The organism is Dysosmobacter sp. (genome assembly GCF_034093755.1).
Lineage (GTDB): Bacteria > Bacillota > Clostridia > Oscillospirales > Oscillospiraceae > Oscillibacter.
In genome coordinates this window covers 1-23,080 of record NZ_JAXEBZ010000055.1, presented here as the reverse complement: position 1 = coordinate 23,080, position 23,080 = coordinate 1, and the positions used below count along the sequence as shown (strand labels likewise).

Sequence of the window (23,080 nt, the reverse complement as noted above, 5' to 3'; positions counted from 1 at the left end):
CCACCTCACTGGTTCTTGTTGAAAATCCGCTGCCGCGCCTCGCCGGTTTCCAGGTCGGTGAAGCGGACGAACAGGGAAATCTTGTTTTCCGGGTTGAGACTGTTCCAGATCTCCTCTGCGAAGGCGTCCAGGTCGCTGCCGATCTCCACGGGGCGGGGCTCGCCGGAGAAGGTGGGCAGGGGATTGCCGTTGGTCTCGTAGGTGTGGATGAAGTGGCCCAGGCCGGCCTGGCCGGGGTACTCGAAGAAGTTCCGGCGGCAGGCGGTGCCCGCGGCGTCGGCGGCTCTCAGAATAGACAGCTTGTAGCTGCCGTCGGGGCTGAGAAGGCCGGAGATGCGGGGGGTCCAGTTGGGGCCGTCGGGCTCAAACTCCCGGGTGCGCAGGGCCTGCTCCCAGGTCTCGCCCCGCTCCAGGAAGTCCCGGACGGTGTCGGTCTGGTCGCCGTTGGTGACGATGAGGCCCCGGCCCACCTGACGGACGGGGTGGTAGATGATGAGGCTGGGGTCTTCCAGTCTGGAGGGGTCGAAGGCCTCCGTGCGGATGCCGTCCGGCTCCGGGAGAAAGACCCGGTTGCGGCTGTCGACGCTGCGGCCCATGATAAAGTACACCGCGGCGGAGCGTTTGCCGTCGGGGGTCAGGCCCAGGGCGATGCCCCGGCCGGGATATTCGTTGTTGCTGAGCAGTTCAGAGAGCTTCATGCTTGTTCCCTCCCATTGACAATCTCCGCGGCCACCAGCTCGGCGGCCTGGGGCAGCAGAATCCATTCCGCTTGTTCCATCACCCTGCGCTGCAGGACCTCCGGCGTGTCGCCGGGCAGGACCTCCACCGCCTTCTGCAGCAGAATGCGGCCGCCGTCGGGAATTTCGTTCACCAGATGGACGGTGGCGCCGGTGACCTTCACTCCCTTGGCCAGGGCGGCTTCGTGGACCTTCAGGCCGTAGAAGCCCCTGCCGCAGAAGGAGGGGATCAGGGACGGATGGATGTTGAGAATGCGGTCCGGCCACTTCTGGACAAAGCCGGCGGACAGAATGGACAAGAATCCGGCCAGCACGATCATGTCCACCCGGCTCTCCGCCAGTTTCGCGGAGAGGGCGGATTCAAACTCCGCCTGGGAGACGCCGCGCTTTGCCGCCACCGCGCCGGGCACGCCATGGTTGGCGGCCCGGGTCAGGGCGTAGGCCTCCGGGTTGTCGGACACCACCAGAACGATCTCCCCGTGGGGAATCTTCCCGGACTCCTGAGCCTTCAGCAGCGCTTCTAAGTTGGTGCCGCCGCCGGAGACCAGAACGGCGATGCGGGCGGGGCTCAGCATAGAGCCACCTTCTCCTCGCCGGTGACCACCTCGCCCAGCACGTAGGCGTCGCAGCCCTGGGCCTTCAGCGCGGCCATGGCGGCGTCGGCGGTGTCTTTTGACACGATGGCCACCATGCCCACGCCCATGTTGTAGGTGTTGAACATGTCATGCTCGGAGATGCCGCCGGTGGTCTGGAGCATCCGGAAGATGGGAGGCGTCTGGATGGCGGCCTTCTCCACTTTGGCGCACAGGCCGTCGGGGATGGAGCGGGGGATGTTCTCAAAGAAGCCGCCGCCGGTGATGTGGCTGATGCCGTGGACCTGGGCGGCGTCCATGGCCGCCAGCACGGGCTTCACGTAGATGAGGGTGGGGGTCAGCAGGGCCTCGCCCAGGGTAGCGCCCAGCTCCTCGGAGTACATGTTCAGATTGGCGTGCTCCACGTTGAACACCTTCCGCACCAGGGAGAAGCCGTTGGAGTGGATGCCGGAGGAGGGCAGGGCCAGAATCACGTCGCCGGCCTTCATGTTGGCGGGGTCCACCATTCTGGCCTTGTCCACCAGACCCACGGAGAAGCCGGCCAGGTCATAGTCGTCGGCGGGCATCATGCCGGGGTGCTCGGCGGTCTCGCCGCCGATGAGGGCGCAGCCGGCCTGCACACAGCCCTCCGCCACGCCGGAGACGATGGTGGCCACCTTTTCCGCCTCGTTCTTGCCGATGGCGATGTAGTCCAGGAAAAACAGGGGCCTGGCGCCGCAGCAGATGATGTCGTTGACGCACATGGCCACGCAGTCGATGCCGATGGTGTCGTGCTTGTCCAGCAGCATGGCGATGCGGAGCTTGGTGCCCACGCCGTCGGTGCCGGAAACCAGAATAGGCTCCCGCATGCCGGCAAAATCCGGGGCAAACAGGCCGCCGAAGCCGCCGATGTCGGAGACTACGCCGGGGATCATGGTGCGCTGGACGTGGCGCTTCATCAGCTTGACGCCCTCGTAACCGGCCTCGATGTTCACGCCGGCGGCGCGGTAACTGTCAGAAAAACTACGCATGATGCTCTCTTCCTTTCAATCTTCTATAGACGCCCCTGGGAAGGGCGCTCCCGTATCCGACGGGCGTGGTGTTATTCCTTGCCGGTCCAGCAGTAGGTGCAGACCTTGCTGCGGTCCAGGCCGATGGCCTCCAGCAGCCCGTCGATGGACTGATAGCCCAGAGAGTCGAAGCCCATCTCCTCGCAGATGGTTTTCAGCATGCACTGGCCCCGCTCCGTGGAGGCGTCGGCGTATTCCTCCAGATGCTTCTGGCCCTCGTCGCCCTCCAGCTGCTGCACCACCCGGCGGGCCAGCAGCTCCATGTCGGACTTGCTGCTGGAGAAGTTCAGGTACTTGCAGCCGTACATGATGGGCGGGCAGGCGGAGCGCATGTGGACTTCCTCGGCGCCGCTGTTGTACAGGAACTCCACCGTCTCCCGCAGCTGGGTGCCCCGGACGATGGAATCGTCCACAAACAGCAGCTTCTTGCCCTCAATCAGCTCGGGGACGGGAATCTGCTTCATCTTGGCTACCTGGTTGCGCACCTCCTGGTTGGCGGGCATGAAGGACCGGGGCCAGGTGGGGGTGTACTTCACGAAGGGCCGGGCGAAGGGCTTGCCGCTGCGGTTGGCGAAGCCGATGGCGTGGGGGATGCCGGAGTCGGGGACGCCGGCCACGTAGTCCACCTTGGGCAGCCGGCCCTGGGCGATTTCGTCCCGGGCCATGATCTCGCCGTTGCGGTAGCGCATGACCTCCACGTTGACCCCCTCGTAATTGGAGTTGGGGTAGCCGTAGTAGGTCCAGAGGAAGGCGCAGATCTTCATCTCCTCCCCGGCGGGGGAGACGGTCTCATAGCCGTTGGCGGTGAGGGCCACGATCTCCCGGGGCCCCAGCTCGTAGGCGTCCTCGTAGCCCAGCTTGTGGTAGGCGAAGGACTCGAAGGACACGCAGCAGCTGCCGTCGGGGTGCTTTCCGATGAGCACCGGAAGCCGGCCCAGCCGGTCCCGGGCGGCCAGAATGCCGTCGGGGGTCATCACCAGAATGGTGGCGGAGCCGTCGATCAGGTCCTGGGCGTGGTGGATGCCCTCCACCAGATTCTCCTTCTGGTTGATGAGGGCCGCCACCAGCTCGCTGTCGTTGACCTTGCCGGAGCTCATGGCCATGAACTGGTGGCCGTGGTCGGAGAAGTAGGTGTCCACCAGCTCGTTGGCGTTGTTGATGATGCCCACGGTGCTGATGGCGTACAGTCCCAGGTGGGACCGCACCAGCAGGGGCTGGGGGTCGGTGTCGCTGATGCAGCCCATGCCGATATTGCCCCGGAACTCGTGGAGGCTGTCCTCAAACTTCGTCCGGAAGGGGGTGTTCTCAATGTTGTGGATCTCCCGCTTGAAGCCCGTCTCCCTGCCGTAGACCACCATGCCGCCCCGGCGGGTGCCCAGGTGAGAGTGGTAGTCCACGCCGAAGAAAACGTCAAGGGTCACGTCCCGGGAGGAGACGGCGCCAAAAAATCCGCCCATGTATCTGATTCTCCTATTATTTGTGTTGATGAACCGGCGCCGCTCAGGCGAAGAACAGCTCCGAGAGGGTCATGGGATCGATGTACTGACCGTCCTTGTAGACCCGCATGTTGCCGGAGGCCACCTCGTCGATGAGCATCACGTTGCCCTCGGCGTCATAGCCGAACTCGAACTTGATGTCATAGAGCACCAGGCCCTTTTCCTTCAGGTCATCGGCCACGATCTGGGTGATCTGCTGGGTCTGGGCCTTGATGGCGTCATACTGCTCCTCCGTCATGACGCCCAGCGCCACCAGACCGTCCTTGGTCACCAGGGGATCGCCCAGGGCGTCGTTCTTGAAGGTCATCTCCACGTAGGCGGGCAGGTCCGCGCCCTCGGCGATGTACTGGCCGTAGCGGCGGAAGAAGGAGCCCACGGCCTTGTGGCGGCAGATGACCTCCAGGCCCTGGCCGAAGACCTTGGCGGGCCGGACCTCCATGGTGGTGTTGGCCAGGTCGGCGGAGACATAGTGGGTGGGAATGCCGGCGGCGTTGATCTTCTCAAAGAAGTAGATGGACATCCGCAGGTTCACGTCGCCCACGCCGTCGATGGTCAGGCCCACGGAGTTCTCGCCGGGATCGAACACGCCGTCCTTGCCGGTGCAATCGTCCTTGAATTTCAGCAGGTAGTTGCCGTTGTCCAGCGCGTAAACGTTCTTGGTCTTGCCGGTGTAGATGAGATTCTGTTCCATGATTGTCCTCCAAAAAAATTTTTTTAGAATTGTCGCTGATTGCCGCTGATTGCCGATGGTGCGTTATTTCTTCAGTTCTTCCTGGAGCTTTGCTTCCTTTTCCGCGATCTGGCGGGCCATGTCCTCCCGGGCGACGTCCAGCTTCGCGGCCAGGGCGTCATCGGACACGGCCAGGATCTGGGCGGCCAGCACGGCGGCGTTCTTGGCGCCGTTGATGGCCACGGTGGCCACGGGGATGCCGCTGGGCATCTGCACGGTGGCCAGCAGCGCGTCCAGCCCGTCCATGGCGCCGCCCTTCATGGGAATGCCGATGACGGGGAGGGTGGAGTTGCCGGCGAAGGCGCCGGCCAGGTGGGCGGCCATGCCGGCGGCGCAGATCAGCACGCCGAAGCCGTTGGCCCGGGCGTTTTTCGCGAATTCCGCGGCGGCGGCGGGGGTGCGGTGGGCGCTGAGGATGTGGGCCTCGTAGGGGATGCCGAAGGTGTCCAGCTGGGCGCAGGCGGCCTTTACGACGGGCCAGTCGCTGTCACTGCCCATGATGATGGCTACTTTTTTCATGTGACTGATCTCCTGTTCTTATATTTTCAAATTAAATGATCTCAGAGTTTTTTCCGCAGCACGGTGTGGCGGATGATGCCGTCCACATAGTATTCGCTGGAGCAGAACACCGGCCTGCCGTCGATGTCATAGTCCACCTCGTCCATGTGCAGCAGAGGGGTTCCCATGGGCACGCTGAAAATCTCCGCCAGCTCCGCGTCGGCGGCGGCGGGGCGGACCTCCGTCAGGTCCAGGTAGGGGACGGCGTTGCAGAACCGCTGCAGGAAGTGGAAGAAGGGCAGCTTGTAGTCCCGCAGGGCGGCGCTGCCGTGAACCATGTCCTTGGCCACCACGTCCTCGCAGTAGATGGCGGGGACGCCGTCCGCCGTCACCAGCCGGGCCACCCGGACAATGGCATCGCCGGGATTCAGCTGAAGCTGCCCGGCGATCTTTTCGTCCGCCGTGCCGTCAGACACCCGGACATAAGCCACCGCCGGTTCCTTTCCGCTCTGGCGGATCATGTCCAGGAATTCGACCTCGATGTCCATCCGGGTCTGAACGTTCAGTACATGGCGGTTGATGATGGTCCCGACGCCGTGGCGGCGGGTGATGAAGCCCTCCCGCTCCAGCGAGGCCAGAACGTCCCGCAGTTGGGTACGGCTGATGCCCAGTTTCTCGGAGAGAATGCTCTCCCGGGGCAAACGTTCACACTGGGCGTACTCCCCCTCTTTCATGGCAGAGAGCAGCTGGGCGCGGATGTTGCGCGGCTGTACGGAATGCTGCTGATCCATTGTTGCACCTCCCCGTTGAAGTGGATGCCCGGACGGTCCCCCGCCAGGCATGTTTCGCGGTGTTTTCACTGTGAAAATAGATCATACCTTATCATACAGTTTCAGTATAAGGGAATTCCCACAGCCTTGCAAGTGGCAAATTCAACAGATTGCGTCCACCTTTTCAAACCGCCGCTGGCGGCGGTGCCATGCACTGCTTTAGCGTGTTCCTTTGTGTAAATTAACAGTGGACAATTGTCCGCGGATCAGCTATGATAGGCAAAGCGGCACAGCCGCAAAGCATGGACAGCGGAGGACGCGGACTATGAAAAACATCATTCTCATCGGCATGCCGGGCACGGGCAAAAGCGTTGTGGGGCGGGCGCTGGCGGAGCGCCTGCACTATACCTTTGTGGACGCCGACGATCTCATCGCGGGGGCCACCGGCAAGACGCTGCCGGAGATTCTGCGGACGGAGGGGCTGGAGGCCTTTTTGTCCATTGAGGGCCGGGTGGGCGAGACCCTGAACTGCGAAAACACCGTCATCGCCACCGGCGGCAGCATGGTGCTGTCCCAGGCGGCCATGGAGCATCTGAAGGAAAACGGCGTCACCATCTGGCTGGAGACGCCCTTCGCCCTGCTCAGCGACCGGATGCCGGAGGACCTGACGGACCGGGGCATCGCCGCCCGGCCTGGCATGTCCCTGCGGGAGATCTACGAGGAGCGCAAGCCCCTGTACGCCAGATACGCCGACCTCATTGTGGCCAGCCGGGAGGGAGAGCAGGACACCGCCGGCCAGGTGGAGGAGGTCATGCGCACCGTGGGCATGAGCCTGGAGCGCTGAGGAACATAGGGGAACGAAGGGAGCGGGGAAGATGCAGAGCGCGGAGCTTGCCATTCTGGACTGGATTCAGCTTCACTGCCGCGGCGGCCTGATGGACGCGGTGCTGCCGGCCATCAGCTGGACCTGCAACCACGGGGAGCTGTGGATTGCGCTGGCGCTGGTGCTGCTGGCGGTGAAAAAACACCGGCGGCTGGGGTGGTCCGTGGCCGCTGCGCTGGTGCTGGACCTGATCTGCTGCAACCTGATTCTCAAGCCCCTCATCGGCCGGGTGCGGCCCTTTGCGGTCCGTCCCGTGGAGCTGCTGATCCCCCCGCCGCTGGACGCCTCGTTTCCCTCCGGCCACACCGCCTGTTCCTTTTCGGCGGCGGGTGCCATCTGGTTTGCCGGACACCGGCGGGCGGGAGCGGCGGCCTTCGCCCTGGCGGCGGTCATCGCCTTCTCCCGGCTGTACCTGTACGTCCACTGGCCCACCGACGTGCTGGGCGGCGCGGTGCTGGGCTGGGCGCTGGGCTGGGCCGGCGCCCGCCTGACGGAGCGGGTGTACGCAAAAGCGAAACAGAAATAAAAAGCCAGGAGGGATTCCCTCCTGGCTTTTCCGTTATTTGCTCCAGTGCTTTAATTTAGGCAGGGCGTCGGTGAAATAGGCCCGGGCCTGCTCCGGCGGAAAGTGCTCGCCGGACATGTGGGCCACCAGGAATTCCAGCAGCTGGTCCATATCCTGGTAGACGAACTGCCCGTCGGCGTAGCACCACTTGCAGTACTCCTCGTTGAAGCTGCCGTCCGGCTCCCGGCTGATCTGGCCGTCATCGGTAAGGGGCATGCCGCAGCATTGACAGATGAGCTGCCGGGGGCTGCCCAGCAGCGTGTTGATGGACACGTCAAACACTCCGGAGAGCCGCCGCAGCGTCTCCGTGTTGGGCTGTGTCTCGCCGGTCTCCCAGCGGGAGACGGCCTGCCGGGTGACGAACAGCCGCTGCGCCAGCTCCTCCTGGGTCAGGCCCTGCCGCTCCCGCAGGGTTTTCAGAATCTCGCAAGTCTCCATATCCGGTCCCCCCAATTCGTTGATAGCGCCATGATACCAGATACCGGCCTGGCAGGCAAGCAACGGGCGGTTGCGCGGGAATCAGGGCCGTGATTCCGGCTTTACCGGCGGCGTTACAGCCCTTTGACCAGAAAAACGGCGTTGATCACAATCATCACTGCCGCAAACAGGGAAAACGCCGTGTAGACCGCTTTCACGGCCCCGGATGATGTGGTTCTGATTCCGTAGAGCAGATAGGCGATCCAGACGGTATAGGCGATCAGAATCAGCCCGCTGTTCCGGAACAGAAGCGACAGGAGAAACAGCGCGTTCACGGTTTTCATGCCCTGCTCCGAGAACAAGGCGCGTTTGATGTGTTCCATAAGCCCTCCCTGCGGAATCCTGTTTTGCGGGATTCATTATATCATAATGAGGCGCCGCCCGCAAGAAAGACCTACCGTCTGCCGTCTTGTAATCCCGGGGGAAATGCGGTATACTACTATATTACGAATCAAACCGCCCCGCGGGGCGGAGACGGAGGATATGCCCCATGAAGCTCATGGTCATCGACGGCAACAGCATCCTGAACCGGGCCTACTACGGCATCCGGCCCCTGACCACCCGGGACGGCCTGTACACCCACGCGGTGTATGGCTTTCTCACCACCATGCAGCGCCTGACGGAGGAGGAAAAGCCGGAGGCCCTGTGCGTCACCTTCGACGTCCACGCCCCCACCTTCCGCCACACGGCGGACGCGGCCTACAAGGCCACCCGGAAGCCCATGCCGGAGGAACTGCGGATGCAGGTGCCGGTGCTGAAAGAGGTGCTGGACGATCTGAACATCCCCCGCTACGAGCTGGCGGGCTGGGAGGCGGACGACCTCATCGGCACCATCTCCCGCAAGTGCGAGGCGGCGGGCTGGGACTGCGTGGTGGTCACCGGCGACAAGGACAGCCTGCAGCTGATCACCGACCACACCAAGGTGAAGCTGGTGTCCACCCGCATGGGCCAGACCACCACCAGGGATATGACCCCGGAGACCTTCCGGGAGGCCTACGGCTTCGACCCCATCCACATGATCGATCTGAAGGCCCTCATGGGCGACGCCTCCGACAACATCCCCGGCGTGCCGGGAGTGGGGGAGAAGACCGCCATGGACCTGATTCAGAAATACGGCAGCATCGACGCCCTGTACGGCCGAATGCCGGAGGTGGAGGCCAAGCCCGCCGCGCTGAAAAAGCTGGCGGCGGGGGAGGACAGCGCCCGCCACTCCCACTGGCTGGCCACCATCGTCACCGACGCGCCGGTGGACTTCCGCCCGGAGGACAACCTCCGCCGGGAGCCGAAGGCGGAGACCTACGAGCTGTTTCTGCGGCTGGAATTCGCCAAGCTCATTGAAAAGTGGAACCTGCGGCCCGGGGAGACTGCCGCCGCCGCTGCGGCCCCTGCCGCGGCCCCGGCGGAAATCGTGGAGGACAGCGCCCGGGGCGAAGAGCTGCTGACTGCCTGGCGAAACGCGGAACAGGCGGCGGTGCTGGCGCTGCCGGACCTCTCCGGCGTGACGGTGGCCTGGACCACGGCGGAGGGTCCCCGGACGGCCCAGGTGTTCTTCCACCGTTACCGGGGAGACTGGAACGCTTTGCTGGCAGGCCTCTTCGGCAGCGGGGTGCGGAAGGTCTCCCACAACGTGAAGGACCTGATGCGTCTGCTGCTGGAAAACGGATTGCCGGCGGAGAACTTTGTGTTTGACACGGCCCTGGCGGCCTACCTGCTGGACGCCACCGCCGGAAGCTATGACCTGCGGCGGTTGTCGGTGGCGTATTACAACGCGGAGCTGCCGGAGGCGACCCACCTGCAGCCCGACGCCTTCTCCCTGCTGGGGGACGCCGCCGCGGCGGAAGCGTCCTTCGCCCGGTACACGGAGACGGTGCTCTCCCTGGCGGGCACCCTGGCGGAAAAGCTGCGGGAGAAGCAGCTGTGGGAGCTGTTTGAGACGGCGGAGCTGCCTCTTTGCCGGGTGCTGGCGGACATGGAGATGGCGGGCTGCCGGGTGGACGCCGGCGCGCTGGCATCCTTCGGGGAGCTGCTGGCAAAGCGGACGGCGGAGCTGGAGCAGGCCATCTATGATATGGCGGGGGAGACCTTCAACATCAACTCCCCCAAGCAGCTGGGAGAGATTCTCTTCGGCAAGCTGGGGCTGCCCCACGGGAAAAAGACGAAAACCGGCTGGTCCACCAACGCCGACGTGCTGGAAAAGCTGCGCCATGAGGCCCCCATTGTGGGGGCGGTGCTGGAGTACCGCCAGTTTGCCAAGCTGAAATCCACCTACGCCGACGGCCTTCTGAAGGCCATGGACGATGACGGCCGGGTGCGCACCAGCTTCCAGATGACCGTCACCGCCACGGGGCGCCTCAGCTCCACGGAGCCGAACCTGCAGAACATCCCCACCCGCACCGACCTGGGCAGCGAGATCCGGAAGATGTTCGTGCCGGCGGAGGGCTGCGTGCTGGTGGACGCCGACTACTCCCAGATCGAGCTGCGGCTGCTGGCCCACGTGGCGGGGGACAATGCCATGCGGGAGGCCTTCCTGGCGGGCGGCGACTTCCACGCCGAGACGGCGGCCAAGGTGTTCCGGGTGGCCCGGGAGGAGGTGACGCCGGAGATGCGCCGCCGGGCCAAGGCGGTGAACTTCGGCATCGTCTACGGCATCTCCGCCTTCTCCCTTTCCCAGGACATCGGCGTCACCGTGGCGGAGGCCAGGGCGTATATGGACGCCTATTTCGACACCTTCCCCGGCGTCCGGCAGTATATGAACGACGTGGTGGAAAAGGCCAGGGCCGACGGCTATGTGGAGACCATCTTCCACCGCCGCCGGGAACTGCCGGAGCTGACCTCCTCCAATCACAACCTGCGCTCCTTCGGCGAGCGGGTGGCGCTGAACATGCCCATTCAGGGCGCGGCGGCGGACGTGATGAAGCTGGCCATGGTGGCGGTGTGGAACCGGCTGCGGGCCGAGGGGCTGCGGGCCCGGCTGGTGCTGCAGGTCCATGACGAGCTGATTGTGGAGTGCCCGGAATCGGAGGCGGAGCAGGTTGCCCGGCTGCTGGAGCAGGAGATGGAGGGCGTCGCCCATCTCTCCGTCCCGCTGGTGGCGGAGGCCCACTGCGGCCGCAACTGGCTGGAGGCCAAGGGATGATCCGGAAGCTGAAAGCGGCGGTGGAGCGCTATTTCACCGCCTCCCGGCAGGCGTGGCCCTACGCCTTCTACTCCCGGAACATCCTGCTGCTGGGGATAGCGGCCATGGCGTTTTGCGCCATCCCTCTGGTGAACCCGCCCATCCCGTCCTATGAGGAACTGCGGCTGGAGACGGGGACCTATCAGGGCCTGGAGCATCAAAGCGGCGGCAGTTACCGCCTGTCCCTCACCACGGAGGAAGGCTACACGGGCCGGTTCCTCATCGACTCCTTTGTGACATTCGACCGGTCCGCCTTTCTGGAGGCGGTGGGTCCCGGCGACACCATCTCCCTGCGGTACGGTCCCGACGAGTACCAGACCGTCATGGAGCTGACGGCAGCGGGGACGGAGTTCCTCACCTATGAGCAGACCCGGCAGGCCACCTGGCGGAACAAGTATCTGGGCCTCATCATCTCCACATCCGCCACGGCGGCCCTGATGGGCCTTTGCTGGGTGCTGGTGCGGCTGCGGAAACCGGAACCGGCGGAGCCGGAGACAGTGCCCCCACCGCCGACTCCCTCCGGCTATACCCGGGAGGAGCGGGAAGAGGTGGAGACTTACATCCGGCGGGCCTACGGCAGGCCGGGCCGCGTCTACTACGACGCCATCCGGGAGACGTACCCGGTGGACATCGCCGTCATTCCGCCCACGGAGCGGGAGAACTTCTACCGCCTGGTGACCATCGGCATGGGAGGGCGGCGGATGAACGTGCCGCCGGAGCTGCAGGAGACCAACCGGGCCTTCGCGGAGCTGGCGGTGTTCCTGCCGCCGGACTGGGACCCCGACGGCGGCGACCCGTGGCCCTTCCAGTGGCTGCGGCGGGCGGCGGAGGCGGACTGGCTCCAGACCGGTACCGTTTTCTTTGGCCGCATCGGCGCCTACACTGCCCTGCTGGTCAGCTGGCCTGTGGTGCGGGAGGACTGCACCGGCCGGGTGATCCTGGAAAGCGGAAAGATCATCAATTTCTATCAGCTCCACCCCCTGCTGCCGGACGAGGACGATTACCGGAAGCTGCGGGGCGTCCGGCGGCTGTGGGACCGGATGCAGGAAGCGGAGGTGTCCCCCATCGTCGCGCCCACGCGGGAGAGCTGCTGCGCGGACTGGTTTGACGACGATGTGGCCCCCTTTGCGGTGGAGGAGCAGGACGGCCTGTGGCACGCCCGGCTGCGCCTGAAGAACCTGGGCCCCTGGTACCGGGAGCCGGTGTACCCCCGGGACGCGGAGGGCTGGCGGACGCTGTGCCTCCGGTTCTGCCGGAAGTACGGCTGGCAGGGGCTGACCCTCCGCGCCCGGGAGGACGTGTTTTCCGTCATCGCGGCGGAGGACACCCTGCGGCCCTTCCTGCTGGCGTTCCACGATTTCTGCGGCGCACCGGAGCAGGTGGCCGCGCTGACGGAGGAGACTGAATGAAACAGCTCATCGTATTGCTGGGGGTGGCGGGGGCGTCGCTGTCGGCGGTGTTTGTCCGCTGGTCCACGGCCCCCTCCCTGGTGCTGGTGTTCTACCGGATGGCCCTTACCGCCGCGCTGATGACGCCCGTGGCGGCGCTGCGGTGCCGGAAGGAGCTGGCGGCGCTGGGCCGCCGGGAGGCGCTGCTGTGCGGCGGGAGCGGCGTTGCCCTGGGGCTTCACTTCACCTGCTATTTTGAATCCCTCCGCTTTACCTCCATCGCCGCGTCAGTAGTGCTGGTGGACACGGAGGTGCTGTTTGTGGCGCTGGCCACGGTGGTGCTCTGGAAAAAGCGGCTGTCCCGCCGCCAGTGGGCCGCCATTCTGCTGGCCTTCGGCGGCAGCGCGGCGGTGGCCATGGCGGACTCCGCCTCCGGCGGCGCCGACGCGCTGCTGGGGGACGGACTGGCCCTGCTGGGGGCGGTGTTCGTGGCGGTGTACACCATGATCGGCTCCGTGTGCCGCCGCACCGTGTCCACCACGGCCTACACCTACCTGGTGTATTTCACCGCCGGGACCACGGTGCTGCTGGCGGCGTTGGTCCGGGGCACGCCCCTGACGGGCTACGGCGCCGTGAACCTGTGGATGGCCCTGGGGCTGGCGGTGTTTTCCACCCTGCTGGGCCACAGCGTGTTCAGCTGGGGCCTGAAGTACCTGCCTGCCGCCTTCGTGTCCATGGCCAAGCTGATGGAGCCGGTGATGGCCGCCGTGTGGGGCGTGCTGCTGTTCCGGGAGATGCCGGGCTGGCCGGTGCTGCTGGGCGGCGGAGCCATTGTGGCGGGACTGATTCTCTACACCCGGGCGGAGCCTGCGGAAACAGGGCCTGTACAGGCCGGAAAGGAACCGAAATCATGAGACAAGACACCCAGGTGCGTATTGTGCCAATGAACGCGGATCATCTGGACGAGGTGGCGGAGCTGGAGCGGATCTGCTTCTCCGCCCCCTGGTCCCGGAACATGCTGGCGGAGGAGCTGGACAACGCCCTGTCCGCCTTTCTGGTGGCGCTGGACGGCGAGGACAAGGTGGTGGGCTACGCCGGACTGCAGGTCATTCTGGACGAGGGGTACATCACCAACGTGGCGGTGCGGCCGGAGTGGCGCCGCCGGGGCGTGGCGGGGAAGCTGCTGCAGGTGTTCCTGGACTTCGCCCAGGCCAACCGCCTGGCCTTCCTGACCCTGGAGGTCCGGGAGTCCAACTACGGCGCCATCGCCCTCTACGGCTCCCGGGGCTTCCGCAGCGTGGGACGCCGGCGGAACTACTATGAGCATCCCCGGGAGGACGCTGTCATTATGACCCGGGAGTTCGGGGAACCGGACGAAAATCCGTGACGCAAATGCCCCAACGGGGCGGAAACAGGTGAGCAGTATGAATATTCTGGCTTTTGAATCCTCCTGCGACGAAACCGCCGCCGCGGTGGTGCGGGACGGGCGGAAAGTGCTGTCCGACGTGGTGGCCTCCCAGGCGGACATGCACGCCCTGTACGGCGGCGTGGTGCCGGAGATCGCCTCCCGCAAGCACGTGGAGGTCATCGCGGCCCTGACGGAACAGGCCTTGCGGGAGGCGGGCTGCACCAAAGCGGACATCGACGCCGTGGCGGTGACCTACGCCCCCGGCCTCATCGGCGCGGTGCTGGTGGGCCTCAGCTTCGCCAAGTCCGTGGCCTACGGCTGGGGCGTGCCCCTGATCCCGGTGCATCACGTCCGGGGTCACATCGCCGCCAACTATCTGGCCTTCCCGGAGCTGGAGCCGCCCTTCCTGGCCCTGGCCATCTCCGGCGGCAACACCCTCATTGTGGACGTGAAGGACTACACGGACCTGGAGATTCTGGGCGCCACCCGGGATGACGCGGCGGGGGAGTGCTTTGACAAGGCGGCCCGGGTGCTGGGCCTGCCCTATCCCGGCGGAAAGCCTCTGGATGAGCTGGCGCGGCAGTCCCGGGGCGGCGTGTACAAGCTGCCGGTGGCCCATGTGGACGGCGCGGAGCTGGACATGAGCTTTTCCGGGCTGAAAACGGCGGTGGTGAACATCGCCCACCACGCCCAGCAGACCGGCGAAGAACTGGACCGGGCGGCCCTGGCCCGGGACTTCACCCGGGCCGTCAGCGACACGCTGGTGCCCCGGACCATGGAGGCCCTGCGCCGCACAGGGCGGAAGGTGCTGTGCGCCGCCGGCGGCGTGGCCGCCAACTCCATCATCCGGGCGGACCTGCAGGCGGCGTGCGACCGGGCGGGGGTGCGGCTGTATCTGCCGCCCCTGCGGCTGTGCGGCGACAACGGCGCCATGATCGGCGCCCAGGGGTACTACGAGTACCTGGCGGGCCATACGGCGGGCATGGAGCTGAACGCCTACGCCACCCGGGAGATCGGAAAATAAGGCCGCCCCGCGGCGGAGAAAATCCCCCCTTCCGGCCATGCCGGAGGGGGGATTTTTCGCGGGAGAGGGAGTATGCGGTATAACCGGAGGGCGGGGATGACGGGAAGGAGCGGGGAACCTGCCTTTTTTAAGAATCGCCGCCGGAATGCTCTGCAAAAATGCCGCTGTCCAGACTGAAAAATAGCTGAAAATCGCGGCAGCGTGTGAAAGTATGAAATTTACGTAAACCAGTTGCCCGGGGAAATCCGGTGGAGAAACGGCCGGAAAGGGGTGTGGAAAACCGGGGAATCGCGGAAGAAAGCCTTGAAAATCAAGGGATTGCGATTGTGGAAAACCCTGTGGATAATGTGAATAACTTTTTGTAGTAGAAAAATATGACATTCTTTATGTCAATTCGACAGGGACGGGTGAAAAGCGGCAAAGGGGGACGGAACGGAAACGGAATTTGACGCGGCGGGGAAGAAAGGGAACAGGACCGTCGGAACCGGCCGGAGATTTTAGCGGATTTGCCGGAGGGGAAAATGCAGGATTCCATGCAGCTATACAAATCGTATTATGCGGATATGCATGCATGCCTCCGGAAAAATACCCGGCGGCGGATGAAGATTCTGTTGACGAAGCCGGAAAGTTGTGCTATACTTTTATCCGCTGTGGAATCCTGTTTCACGCAACTGCTGGTGTAGCTCAGCTGGTAGAGCAACTGATTCGTAATCAGTAGGTCGCCGGTTCGAATCCGGCCATCAGCTCCACGTCGTCGCGGACTGCATATCGTTCGCGACGACGTTTTCTTTTTCAAAGCAAACGTCATCTCTCACTCATTCCGTCGCTCCTCCTTTCCGAATCGAACCCGCTGCGCTGGGCTTCGATTCGGGTTGGGAAACGAAAACGTCCGGATGGGAGCCGCCGGCCGAGCTTTTTCTTCGCTTTCAGACGTGACCCGCTGCGCTGGGCTCACGTCTGAGGGGGGGCGATGGGGCCGCAAGCGTCATATCGCTTGCGACGGGTTTTTTATGCTCCGCAGCAAGGGCACATCCCGCACAGAAAAAAGCAGCCTGCGCTCGCAGGCTGCTTTTTTTGGCAGTTACCGCCGGGCGGAGCGGCGCCAGATCTTCATCCGCTCCGCTTCCTGGATCAGCTCCTCCCGGAAGTCCGGGTGGGCGATGGAGATGACGCGCTCCGCCCGCTCCCAGGTGGAGGCGCCTTTCAGGTTCACCATGCCGTACTCCGTCACCAGATACTGCACGTTGCAGCGGGTGTCGGTGACCACGGAGCCCTCCCGCAGGGTGGGGCGGATGCGGCTCTGGACGCTGCCGTCCTTGCCCCGGACGGTGGAGGCGCAGCAGATGAAGCTCTGGCCGCCCCGGGAGAGATAGGCCCCCAGCACGAAGTCCTGCTGGCCGCCGGCGCCGCTGATGTGGCGGATGCCGGAGCTTTCCGCGTTCACCTGGCCGAAGAGGTCCACGTCCACCGCGTTGTTGATGGACACGAAGTTGTCCAGCTGGGCGATGACCCGGGCATCGTTGGTGTAGTCCACGGGACAGGCCCGGCACTGGGGATTCTCGTGGAGGTAGTCGTACAGCTTCCGGGTTCCCGCGCCGAAGGCGAAGGTCTGGAGTCCCCGGTCAATGGCCTTTTTGCTGCCGTTGATCTTGCCGGCCAGGGCCATGTCCACGAAGGCATCCACGTACATCTCCGTGTGAACCCCCAGGTCCTTCAGATCCGACTGGGCAATGAGGGAGCCCACCGCGTTGGGCATACCGCCGATGCCCAGCTGCAGGCAGGCGCCGTTGGGAATCCGGGAGACAATCAGGTTGGCCACCGCCCGGTCCACCTCGTTGGGAGCCGCGGCAGGCAGCTGGTTCAGCTCCGGGTCGCCTCCCTCCACCACCATGTCCACCTGACTGATGTGGATGCGGGTACCGTCGCCGCCGTAACAGCGGGGGTACTTCCGGTTGACCTCCAGAATGATGACCTCCGCCTTTTCAAACAGGGCCTGCAGGTGGGAGGCGTTGAGGCCGTAGCTGAAATACCCCTCCTCATCCATGGGCGCCACCTGAATCATGGCCACGTGGATGGGGTCCACGTTCTCCCGGTAGTACCGGGGCAGCTCGGAATAGCGCAGAGGGATGTAGTAGGCCACACCCTCGTCAATGAGCTTCCGCTCCAGGCCGCCCATGTGCCAGGAGTTCCAGGTGAAATGCTCCGCGGTGTCCGGCACGGAGAAAATGGCGGGCCGGGCCATCAGCACGGCGCCCCGGACCTTCACGTCCGTCAGCTCCTGATACCGCGCCGCCAGAGCCCGGTCCAGGGCCGCCGGGGCGCAGGCGTTCCAGCCGTAGTCAATCCAGTCGCCGCTGCGCACCGCCATGACGGCCTCTTCCGCCGTGCGGAGCTTCCGGCTGTATTCTTCTCTGATATCCATATGCTTCTCCTGTGGGGCGGCGGGGAACAGCTTCCCCGCCGCGCTTTTCAAAGTTTATTCCTGCTCCGCCAGCTTCTCGTAGCTCTCGTAGCGCTCCTTCGCCTTCTCCTCCGCCTGGGCGAACAGGGTCCGGGCGTTTTCGGGGAAGGTCTTGTGGAGGGAGGCGTAGCGCACCTCGCCCTCCAGGAACTCCTGGTAGCCCATGGTGGGGGCCTTGGAGTCCAGGGTGAAGGGATGGTCCTTTTTGGCGGGGTTGTAGCGGTACAGCGGCCAGTATCCGGCGTCCACCGCCCGCTTCATTTCCGCCTGCACCTGATCCATGCCGGCCTTGATGCCGTGGTTGATGCAGGGGGCGTAGGCGATGATCAGGGAGGGGCCGGGGTAGGCCTCCGCCTCGGTGATGGCCTTCAGCAGCTGGTTGGGGTCGGCGCCCATGGCCACGCTGGCCACGTAGCAGTTGCCGTAGGCCATCATCATTTTGCCCAGGTCCTTCTTGCCGGTCTTTTTGCCGGCGGCCTGGAACTGGGCCACGGCGCCCAGAGGCGTGGCCTTGCTGCTCTGTCCGCCGGTGTTGGAGTAGACCTCCGTATCCACCACCAGCACGTTGATGTCCTCGCCCATGGCGATGACGTGGTCCAGACCGCCGAAGCCGATGTCATAGGCCCAGCCGTCGCCGCCGTACATCCACACGGGCTGCTTGGCCAGGTGCTCCGGGTGCCGCAGAATCAGGGTCTGCAGCTCGGCGGCGCGGCCGGTGAGGGACATGCCTTTCAGGGCGGCGTACAGGGCCTCCGAGGCGGGCATGGAGGCGTTGACGTCGGAGAAGGTCTCCAGCCACCGGTCGATGGCCTCCGTCAGCTCCGGCACCAGGCCCCGCAGCTCCTCAATCCAGGCCCGGGCCTTGTGGCGCTGCTGCTTCACGGAGAGGTACATGCCCAGGCAGAACTCGGCGTTGTTCTCAAACAGGGAGTTGGACCAGGCGGGGCCGCGGCCCTCCTTGCTGACGGTGTAGGGGATGGAGGGCATGGCGGCGCCCCAGGCCTGGGAGCAGCCGGTGGCGTTGGCCCAGTACATCCGGTCGCCGTAGAGCTGGGTCAGCAGCTTTGCGTAGGGGGTCTCGCCGCAGCCGGCGCAGGCGCCGGAGAACTCGCACAGCGGCTGGCGGAACTGGCTGCCCTTCACCGTCTCCGCCTTGAACACCTTCTTGTCGGTGATGGTCAGGCCGTACTCCCAGGCGGGGGTGAGGGACAGCTCCCCGGTGACGTCCGCCATCCGCAGGGCCTTGCCGCTCATGGGGCAGGAGGCCGCGCAGCTGCCGCAGCCGGTGCAGTCCATGTCGCTGATCTGCAGGGAGAAGGCGTAGCCCTTTGCCCCCTTGGCGGGGACGGTAACGAAGCCCTCCGGGGCGTTGGCAGCCTCCTGCTCATCCAGCAGGTAGGGCCGGATGACGGCGTGGGGGCAGACAAAGGAGCAGCGGTTGCACTGGATGCAGGCGGCGGGGTCCCATACGGGAATGCGGGTGGCGATGCCCCGCTTTTCGTAGGCGGTGGTGCCCAGGGGCATGGTGCCGTCCTCATAGCCGATGAAGGTGGACACCGGCAGCTGGTCGCCCTTCTGGGCGTTGCAGGGCCGGAGAATGTTCCGGATGAAATCGGGAACGTCTTTCTCCTCGGCCTTGGGGGTGTCCACGGCGTCCTTCCAGCGGTCCGGAATGGGAACCTCCACCACGTGGTTCACGCCCTGGTCGATGGCCGCCAGGTTCATCTGCACCACCTTCTCGCCCTTCTTGCCGAAGGACTTCTCCGCGGCCTTTTTCATGTAGGTGACGGCCTCGTCAATGGGAATGATGTCTGCCAGACGGAAGAAGGCGGACTGCAGCACCATGCTGGCGTGGTCCCCCAGACCCAGCTCCCGGGCGATGGCGTTGGCGTCGATGATGTACAGCTTTGCCTGCTTTTCCGCCAGACCCCGCTTCACTGCGGCGGGCAGCTCCCGGTCCAGCTCCTCCGCCGTCCAGCGGCAGTTCAGCAGGAAGGTGCCGCCGCTTTTCAGCTCGGAGACGATGTCATACTTGTCCAGGAAGGACTGGTTGTGGCAGGCCACGAAGTCCGCCTCCTTCACCAGATAGGACGAGAGGATGGGCTCTTCCCCGAAGCGCAGGTGGCTGCGGGTGATGCCGAAGGACTTCTTGGTGTCATACTCGAAGTAGGCCTGGGTGTACATGTCGGTGTTGCTGCCGATGATCTTGATGGAGTTCTTGTTGGCGCCTACGGTGCCGTCGCTGCCCAGGCCCCAGAACTTGCAGCTGACCATCTTTTTGTGGCTCAGGGGCAGGCTGGCGCCCACCGGCAGGGAGCGGTGGGTCACATCGTCCTCAATGCCCACGGTGAAGCCGGTGAAGGGGGCGTCGGCGAGCAGGTGGTCGAACACCGCCTTGATCTGGGCGGGGGTGGTGTCCTTGGAGGACAGGCCGTAGCGGCCGCCGCAGATGTAGGGGGCGTCCCTGCGGTTGGCGTAGGCGGCGCAGACCGCCAGATACAGCGGGTCGCCGGCGGCGCCCATCTCCTTGCACCGGTCCAGCACCGCAATCTTCTTCACGGTTTTGGGCAGGGCGGAGAGGAAGTGCTCCTTGGAGAAGGGGTTGAACAGGTGAACCTGGAGATAGCCCACCTTCTCCCCCAGGGCGTTGAGATAGGCCACCGTCTCCCGGGCGGCGCCGCTGACGGAGCCCATGGCCACAATGACCCGCTCCGCGTCGGGGGCGCCGTAGTAGTTGAACAGGTGGTAGTCCTGGCCGGTGACCTCGTTGATCTGCCGCATGTAGTCCTCCACGATGTCGGGCAGACCGTCATAGAAGCGGTTGTTGGCCTCCCGGAACTGGAAGTACACGTCCGGGTTCTGGACGGTGTTCCGCAGGGAGGGGTGGTAGGGGTTCAGAGCGGCCTCCCGGAACCGGCGCACCGCGTCCCAGTCCAGCATTTTGCCGAACGCCTCGTAGGGAATGGCCCGGATCTTCTGAATCTCGTGGGAGGTGCGGAAGCCGTCAAAGAAGTGGATGAAGGGGATGCGGCTTTTGATGGCCGCCAGATGGGCCACGCCCGCCAGGTCCATCACTTCCTGCACGCTGCCGGTGGACAGCATGGCAAAGCCGGTCTGGCGGCAGTTCATCACGTCGCTGTGGTCGCCGAAAATGGACATGGCGTGGGTGCCCACCGTGCGGGAGGCCACGTGGAGCACCGCCGGCTGGCGGGTGCCGCTGATGCGGTGCATGGTGGGGATCATCAGCATCAGGCCCTGGGAGGAGGTGAAGGAGGCGGCCAGGGAGCCGGACTCCAGCGCGCCGTGGACCGCGCCGATGGCGCCGGCCTCCGACTGCATCTCCACCAGCGTCACCGGCTGGGTGAACAGGTTTTTCCGGCCGTTGGCGGACCACTCGTCGGTTTTTTCCGCCATGGGGGAGGAGGGGGTGATGGGATAGATGGCGGCGACCTCCGTAAAGGCGTAAGCCACGTACGCGGCGGCTTCGTTGCCGTCGGCTACCATAATGGTTTCGTTTCGCATCGTTCTTGAACCCCTTTTCTGTATTGATGTTCCGCCGGTTGCGGACTGTGCATCTTCTATAAACAAATTGTAATAATTCATAAACGGATTGTCAATAAAGATGTAATCATACAACCGACGAAAAAACAGACAACTTGTTGTGCAGATAGACCATGTTGTTTTCCCGGCGCGGAGATGGTATAATGCGGAAAACGTCTGAAAAGCGGGGATGGGCATGGAAAATCAGGAGATGTTCCAAAATCTGTGCGAGATCGCCAAAATGATCTCGGAAACCTTCGGGTATCACTGCGAGACGGTGATCCATGACTGCGAGCACTATGAAAACTTCATTGCCGCCATCTACAACGGCCACGTGTCCGGGCGGAAGAAGGGGGACTGCGTGTACATCACCGGCGACCCGGTTCCGGAGGACGCCTTTGCCAACATCGACCCGGGCACCAACTACATGAACTGCCAGGTGGTGACCACCGGGGGGAAGACCATCAAGTCCTCCACCGTCTATTTCAAGGGGGAGAACTACCACTATGGCCTGGGCATCAACTTTGACATCTCCCCCTACGCGGGGATGCGGGACGCCCTGGACAAGCTGATTTCTACCTCCACGGAGCTGGCGGAGGAGCTGCACTCCCGCCAGAGCATCAACCAGATTCTCAACGAGTGCATCAGCCAGGTGGGCCTGCCGGTGGAGGAGATGGGGAAGCACGACCGCATGCGGGTGATCCGGATGCTCTATGAGCGGAACGTGTTCCGCATGCAGAAGGCGGTGCCCTACGTGGCGGAGCGGCTGAAAATCTCCCGCTTCACCGTCTACAACTATCTGCGGGATCTGGGCATCACCGCGGGATAAAAAAAGGCTCCCGTGCGGTAGCCGTCCATAAAACAGGTTTTGAGAAACAAATACTATGGCAGTTGCCGGACAAGGGGTGCTGACAAAAGGGGTATGTGTCATTAAGGCACATGCCCCTTTGCTTTTGCAGTTGCCTTTGTTGATGGTAGATGGATAGGATGGATTTTGTACGATTTAAGGTCGATAATCCGGAATTAGCTTCCCTGTGAGCAACGCAAAAATCAGGGGCAATGATGCATGCCCTTGCACAAGTACAGCTCATAGGTCAGTTAAATGCCGATTTCCAACCTGTTTCATAAGGGTACTTCTGAGATGTCATCTTTCAGAAAAGTAGTCAGAAATCCCTCACTTAAACCAATCCTTGTGAGGATAGGAAAGAAGTGTGCTGAAACGATAATTTTGTTCCTTATTCCGCGCTTCTGCAATCCGTGTACTGCGCTCACCGTTCCGTTCGCTATTGCATGGTTACAATTAGCTATTTACCATCCAATGAACAGTGGAATCCCTTTCCATAAGCAGCACATCATTTACAGAGATAAAAACCTCTGAATATTTGAAAGCTGTTTTTGCTTGTCCGGCCAAGTAAGTAGGATAGACAAGTACAAGGAAACATGCTATAATTTCCATAAAAGCTCTAAAAGACCACGTTAACATGTCAGGTCGCTGTCTGGCGGCACTTATTAACGGAGGTTTGAGTTATGAATAACAAGCAAATGAAAAAGGCCACAGTCGACGCAATCAATGTGATGATCCGCCACGCGGACAAGGGTCCTTCCGGATTTTGGGTGGAGGATCACGAAGGCTGTGGCAATCCAGCGGTCTTTCCGGAATTTGAGGAGGGCTTGAAGCGAGGAAGACTCGTCCAGAAAGAACATTATTTTTGCCCATGGAATACCGCCATTATGTACGGCGATGGGCATGGCAACATAAACACGGGGTGTTACCATAGCTGTTCTATTAGCAAGGCAAGGTATCTGACCACTGAGGAACTTAAAGAAGTTCTTGCCCGCTTCAAAACACGCATGAAAAATGGGGATTACGATTGCGTTGACCATTTATCGCCGTTGCTGACAAAAGCCGAAAGCAGACACATAGAGGATCGCATTCTTGCGGAGCAGCATGAGTGCGAACGCTGCGAAAGGCAAAAGCGGCAGGATCGGCTCAAAAAAGCCGCTGCTCTGATTGCCAAGTATCCAGATAAAAAATCGCTTTTGGCAATCAATTATGGAGAAGATACATGCGTAGATGAAGAAGACGGCCTCGTATTTTTCAATCCGGATTCTCGTAAGGATGTCGTTGGCGCAGAAAAGATGTCCTATGATGAATATCTGGATGTCCAGCTTGCTTCTTTAGGGCACGCTTATCGTTCCGGATTTGCAAACGGCATATTTAATTATCTGCTTGAATTCAAAGGACAGATTGAGAAAGTCAAGCCAAAACATATTTGCTTCAAGCGG

20 protein-coding genes and 1 tRNA gene are annotated in these 23,080 nt (G+C 63.2%); 10 read left to right on the top strand and 11 right to left on the bottom strand.

Annotated features, from left to right (window positions below):
• Positions 1-5: 5 nt before the first annotated feature.
• From SOX55_RS07650 to SOX55_RS07620, 7 genes are all read right to left on the bottom strand, one after another.
• Entirely contained in the window at positions 6-698 is a 693-nt protein-coding gene (locus tag SOX55_RS07650; protein WP_325286851.1) for an IMP cyclohydrolase, read from the bottom strand.
• Complete coding sequence (gene purN / locus SOX55_RS07645; protein WP_325286850.1) at positions 695-1,312, bottom strand: phosphoribosylglycinamide formyltransferase; 618 nt, start codon at positions 1,310-1,312, stop codon at positions 695-697. The genes SOX55_RS07650 and purN overlap by 4 nt, the downstream gene beginning before the upstream one ends.
• Entirely contained in the window at positions 1,306-2,340 is a 1,035-nt protein-coding gene (gene purM / locus SOX55_RS07640) for a phosphoribosylformylglycinamidine cyclo-ligase (protein ID WP_325286849.1), read from the bottom strand. Before purM ends, purN begins: the two co-directional genes overlap by 7 nt.
• 71 nt (positions 2,341-2,411) lie before the next feature.
• A complete protein-coding gene (locus SOX55_RS07635; RefSeq protein ID WP_325286848.1) occupies positions 2,412-3,836 on the bottom strand; it encodes an amidophosphoribosyltransferase in 1,425 nt (474 codons plus the stop codon).
• Between the two features lie 43 nt (positions 3,837-3,879).
• On the bottom strand, positions 3,880-4,566 hold the full coding sequence (locus SOX55_RS07630) for a phosphoribosylaminoimidazolesuccinocarboxamide synthase (protein WP_325286847.1): 687 nt from the start codon (positions 4,564-4,566) through the stop codon (positions 3,880-3,882).
• Between the two features lie 63 nt (positions 4,567-4,629).
• Complete coding sequence (purE, locus tag SOX55_RS07625) at positions 4,630-5,124, bottom strand: 5-(carboxyamino)imidazole ribonucleotide mutase (protein WP_325286846.1); 495 nt, start codon at positions 5,122-5,124, stop codon at positions 4,630-4,632.
• 41 nt (positions 5,125-5,165) lie between these two features.
• Entirely contained in the window at positions 5,166-5,894 is a 729-nt protein-coding gene (locus tag SOX55_RS07620; protein WP_325286845.1) for a GntR family transcriptional regulator, read from the bottom strand.
• A gap of 304 nt (positions 5,895-6,198) precedes the next feature.
• Between SOX55_RS07620 and SOX55_RS07615 the strand changes: the two genes are divergently transcribed.
• Together SOX55_RS07615 and SOX55_RS07610 are read left to right on the top strand one after the other, a co-directional pair.
• Entirely contained in the window at positions 6,199-6,717 is a 519-nt protein-coding gene (locus SOX55_RS07615) for a shikimate kinase (protein ID WP_325286844.1), read from the top strand.
• Between the two features lie 31 nt (positions 6,718-6,748).
• Positions 6,749-7,282 (top strand): phosphatase PAP2 family protein, encoded by a 534-nt coding sequence (locus tag SOX55_RS07610; protein ID WP_325286843.1) that lies wholly within the window; start codon positions 6,749-6,751, stop codon positions 7,280-7,282.
• 33 nt (positions 7,283-7,315) lie between these two features.
• On the opposite strand, the gene SOX55_RS07605 is transcribed toward SOX55_RS07610, so the two are convergent.
• Positions 7,316-7,759, bottom strand: a complete 444-nt coding sequence (locus tag SOX55_RS07605) for a zinc ribbon domain-containing protein (RefSeq protein WP_325286842.1) — start codon at positions 7,757-7,759, stop codon at positions 7,316-7,318.
• Between the two features lie 113 nt (positions 7,760-7,872).
• Positions 7,873-8,121, bottom strand: coding sequence for a hypothetical protein (locus SOX55_RS07600; RefSeq protein ID WP_325286841.1), 249 nt, complete (start codon positions 8,119-8,121; stop codon positions 7,873-7,875).
• 167 nt (positions 8,122-8,288) lie between these two features.
• Here SOX55_RS07600 and polA point away from each other — a divergent pair, with 167 nt between their 5' ends.
• From polA to SOX55_RS07570, 6 genes are all read left to right on the top strand, one after another.
• Positions 8,289-10,934: a DNA polymerase I gene (gene polA / locus SOX55_RS07595; protein ID WP_325286840.1), complete on the top strand. Its 2,646-nt coding sequence runs from the start codon at positions 8,289-8,291 to the stop codon at positions 10,932-10,934.
• Positions 10,931-12,382 carry a suppressor of fused domain protein gene (locus SOX55_RS07590; protein WP_325286839.1) on the top strand — a complete coding sequence of 484 codons (1,452 nt, stop codon included), beginning with the start codon at positions 10,931-10,933 and terminating at the stop codon, positions 12,380-12,382. Before polA ends, SOX55_RS07590 begins: the two co-directional genes overlap by 4 nt.
• Positions 12,379-13,275 carry a DMT family transporter gene (locus SOX55_RS07585; RefSeq protein ID WP_325286838.1) on the top strand — a complete coding sequence of 299 codons (897 nt, stop codon included), beginning with the start codon at positions 12,379-12,381 and terminating at the stop codon, positions 13,273-13,275. Before SOX55_RS07590 ends, SOX55_RS07585 begins: the two co-directional genes overlap by 4 nt.
• A 29-nt stretch (positions 13,276-13,304) precedes the next feature.
• Positions 13,305-13,748, top strand: coding sequence for a ribosomal protein S18-alanine N-acetyltransferase (gene rimI / locus SOX55_RS07580; protein ID WP_325286837.1), 444 nt, complete (start codon positions 13,305-13,307; stop codon positions 13,746-13,748).
• Positions 13,749-13,785: 37 nt separating this feature from the next.
• Positions 13,786-14,793, top strand: a complete 1,008-nt coding sequence (gene tsaD, locus SOX55_RS07575; protein ID WP_325286836.1) for a tRNA (adenosine(37)-N6)-threonylcarbamoyltransferase complex transferase subunit TsaD — start codon at positions 13,786-13,788, stop codon at positions 14,791-14,793.
• 673 nt (positions 14,794-15,466) lie between these two features.
• Positions 15,467-15,542, top strand: a tRNA-Thr gene (locus tag SOX55_RS07570).
• 332 nt (positions 15,543-15,874) lie between these two features.
• Here SOX55_RS07570 and SOX55_RS07565 read toward each other — a convergent pair.
• Entirely contained in the window at positions 15,875-17,215 is a 1,341-nt protein-coding gene (locus SOX55_RS07565) for a butyryl-CoA:acetate CoA-transferase (RefSeq protein ID WP_325286835.1), read from the bottom strand.
• Between the two features lie 54 nt (positions 17,216-17,269).
• Positions 17,270-20,776, bottom strand: a complete 3,507-nt coding sequence (nifJ, locus tag SOX55_RS07560) for a pyruvate:ferredoxin (flavodoxin) oxidoreductase (protein ID WP_325286834.1) — start codon at positions 20,774-20,776, stop codon at positions 17,270-17,272.
• A gap of 214 nt (positions 20,777-20,990) precedes the next feature.
• On the opposite strand from nifJ, the gene SOX55_RS07555 reads away from it, so the two are divergent.
• Together SOX55_RS07555 and SOX55_RS07550 are read left to right on the top strand one after the other, a co-directional pair.
• Positions 20,991-21,623 carry a helix-turn-helix transcriptional regulator gene (locus SOX55_RS07555; protein ID WP_325286833.1) on the top strand — a complete coding sequence of 211 codons (633 nt, stop codon included), beginning with the start codon at positions 20,991-20,993 and terminating at the stop codon, positions 21,621-21,623.
• Between the two features lie 698 nt (positions 21,624-22,321).
• Positions 22,322-23,080 (top strand): hypothetical protein (locus SOX55_RS07550; RefSeq protein WP_325286832.1); only part of this gene is annotated, 759 nt, incomplete at its 3' end.

Excerpts from the sequence above, each read along its gene's own strand:
- SOX55_RS07650 (WP_325286851.1), bottom strand. The coding sequence starts at position 698 with ATGAAGCTCTCTGAACTGCTCAGCAACAACGAATATCCCGGCCGGGGC.
- purN (WP_325286850.1), bottom strand. The coding sequence starts at position 1,312 with ATGCTGAGCCCCGCCCGCATCGCCGTTCTGGTCTCCGGCGGCGGCACC.
- purM (WP_325286849.1), bottom strand. The coding sequence starts at position 2,340 with ATGCGTAGTTTTTCTGACAGTTACCGCGCCGCCGGCGTGAACATCGAG.
- SOX55_RS07635 (WP_325286848.1), bottom strand. The coding sequence starts at position 3,836 with ATGGGCGGATTTTTTGGCGCCGTCTCCTCCCGGGACGTGACCCTTGAC.
- SOX55_RS07630 (WP_325286847.1), bottom strand. The coding sequence starts at position 4,566 with ATGGAACAGAATCTCATCTACACCGGCAAGACCAAGAACGTTTACGCG.
- purE (WP_325286846.1), bottom strand. The coding sequence starts at position 5,124 with ATGAAAAAAGTAGCCATCATCATGGGCAGTGACAGCGACTGGCCCGTC.
- SOX55_RS07620 (WP_325286845.1), bottom strand. The coding sequence starts at position 5,894 with ATGGATCAGCAGCATTCCGTACAGCCGCGCAACATCCGCGCCCAGCTG.
- SOX55_RS07615 (WP_325286844.1), top strand. The coding sequence starts at position 6,199 with ATGAAAAACATCATTCTCATCGGCATGCCGGGCACGGGCAAAAGCGTT.
- SOX55_RS07610 (WP_325286843.1), top strand. The coding sequence starts at position 6,749 with ATGCAGAGCGCGGAGCTTGCCATTCTGGACTGGATTCAGCTTCACTGC.
- SOX55_RS07605 (WP_325286842.1), bottom strand. The coding sequence starts at position 7,759 with ATGGAGACTTGCGAGATTCTGAAAACCCTGCGGGAGCGGCAGGGCCTG.
- SOX55_RS07600 (WP_325286841.1), bottom strand. The coding sequence starts at position 8,121 with ATGGAACACATCAAACGCGCCTTGTTCTCGGAGCAGGGCATGAAAACC.
- polA (WP_325286840.1), top strand. The coding sequence starts at position 8,289 with ATGAAGCTCATGGTCATCGACGGCAACAGCATCCTGAACCGGGCCTAC.
- SOX55_RS07590 (WP_325286839.1), top strand. The coding sequence starts at position 10,931 with ATGATCCGGAAGCTGAAAGCGGCGGTGGAGCGCTATTTCACCGCCTCC.
- SOX55_RS07585 (WP_325286838.1), top strand. The coding sequence starts at position 12,379 with ATGAAACAGCTCATCGTATTGCTGGGGGTGGCGGGGGCGTCGCTGTCG.
- rimI (WP_325286837.1), top strand. The coding sequence starts at position 13,305 with ATGAACGCGGATCATCTGGACGAGGTGGCGGAGCTGGAGCGGATCTGC.
- tsaD (WP_325286836.1), top strand. The coding sequence starts at position 13,786 with ATGAATATTCTGGCTTTTGAATCCTCCTGCGACGAAACCGCCGCCGCG.
- SOX55_RS07565 (WP_325286835.1), bottom strand. The coding sequence starts at position 17,215 with ATGGATATCAGAGAAGAATACAGCCGGAAGCTCCGCACGGCGGAAGAG.
- nifJ (WP_325286834.1), bottom strand. The coding sequence starts at position 20,776 with ATGCGAAACGAAACCATTATGGTAGCCGACGGCAACGAAGCCGCCGCG.
- SOX55_RS07555 (WP_325286833.1), top strand. The coding sequence starts at position 20,991 with ATGGAAAATCAGGAGATGTTCCAAAATCTGTGCGAGATCGCCAAAATG.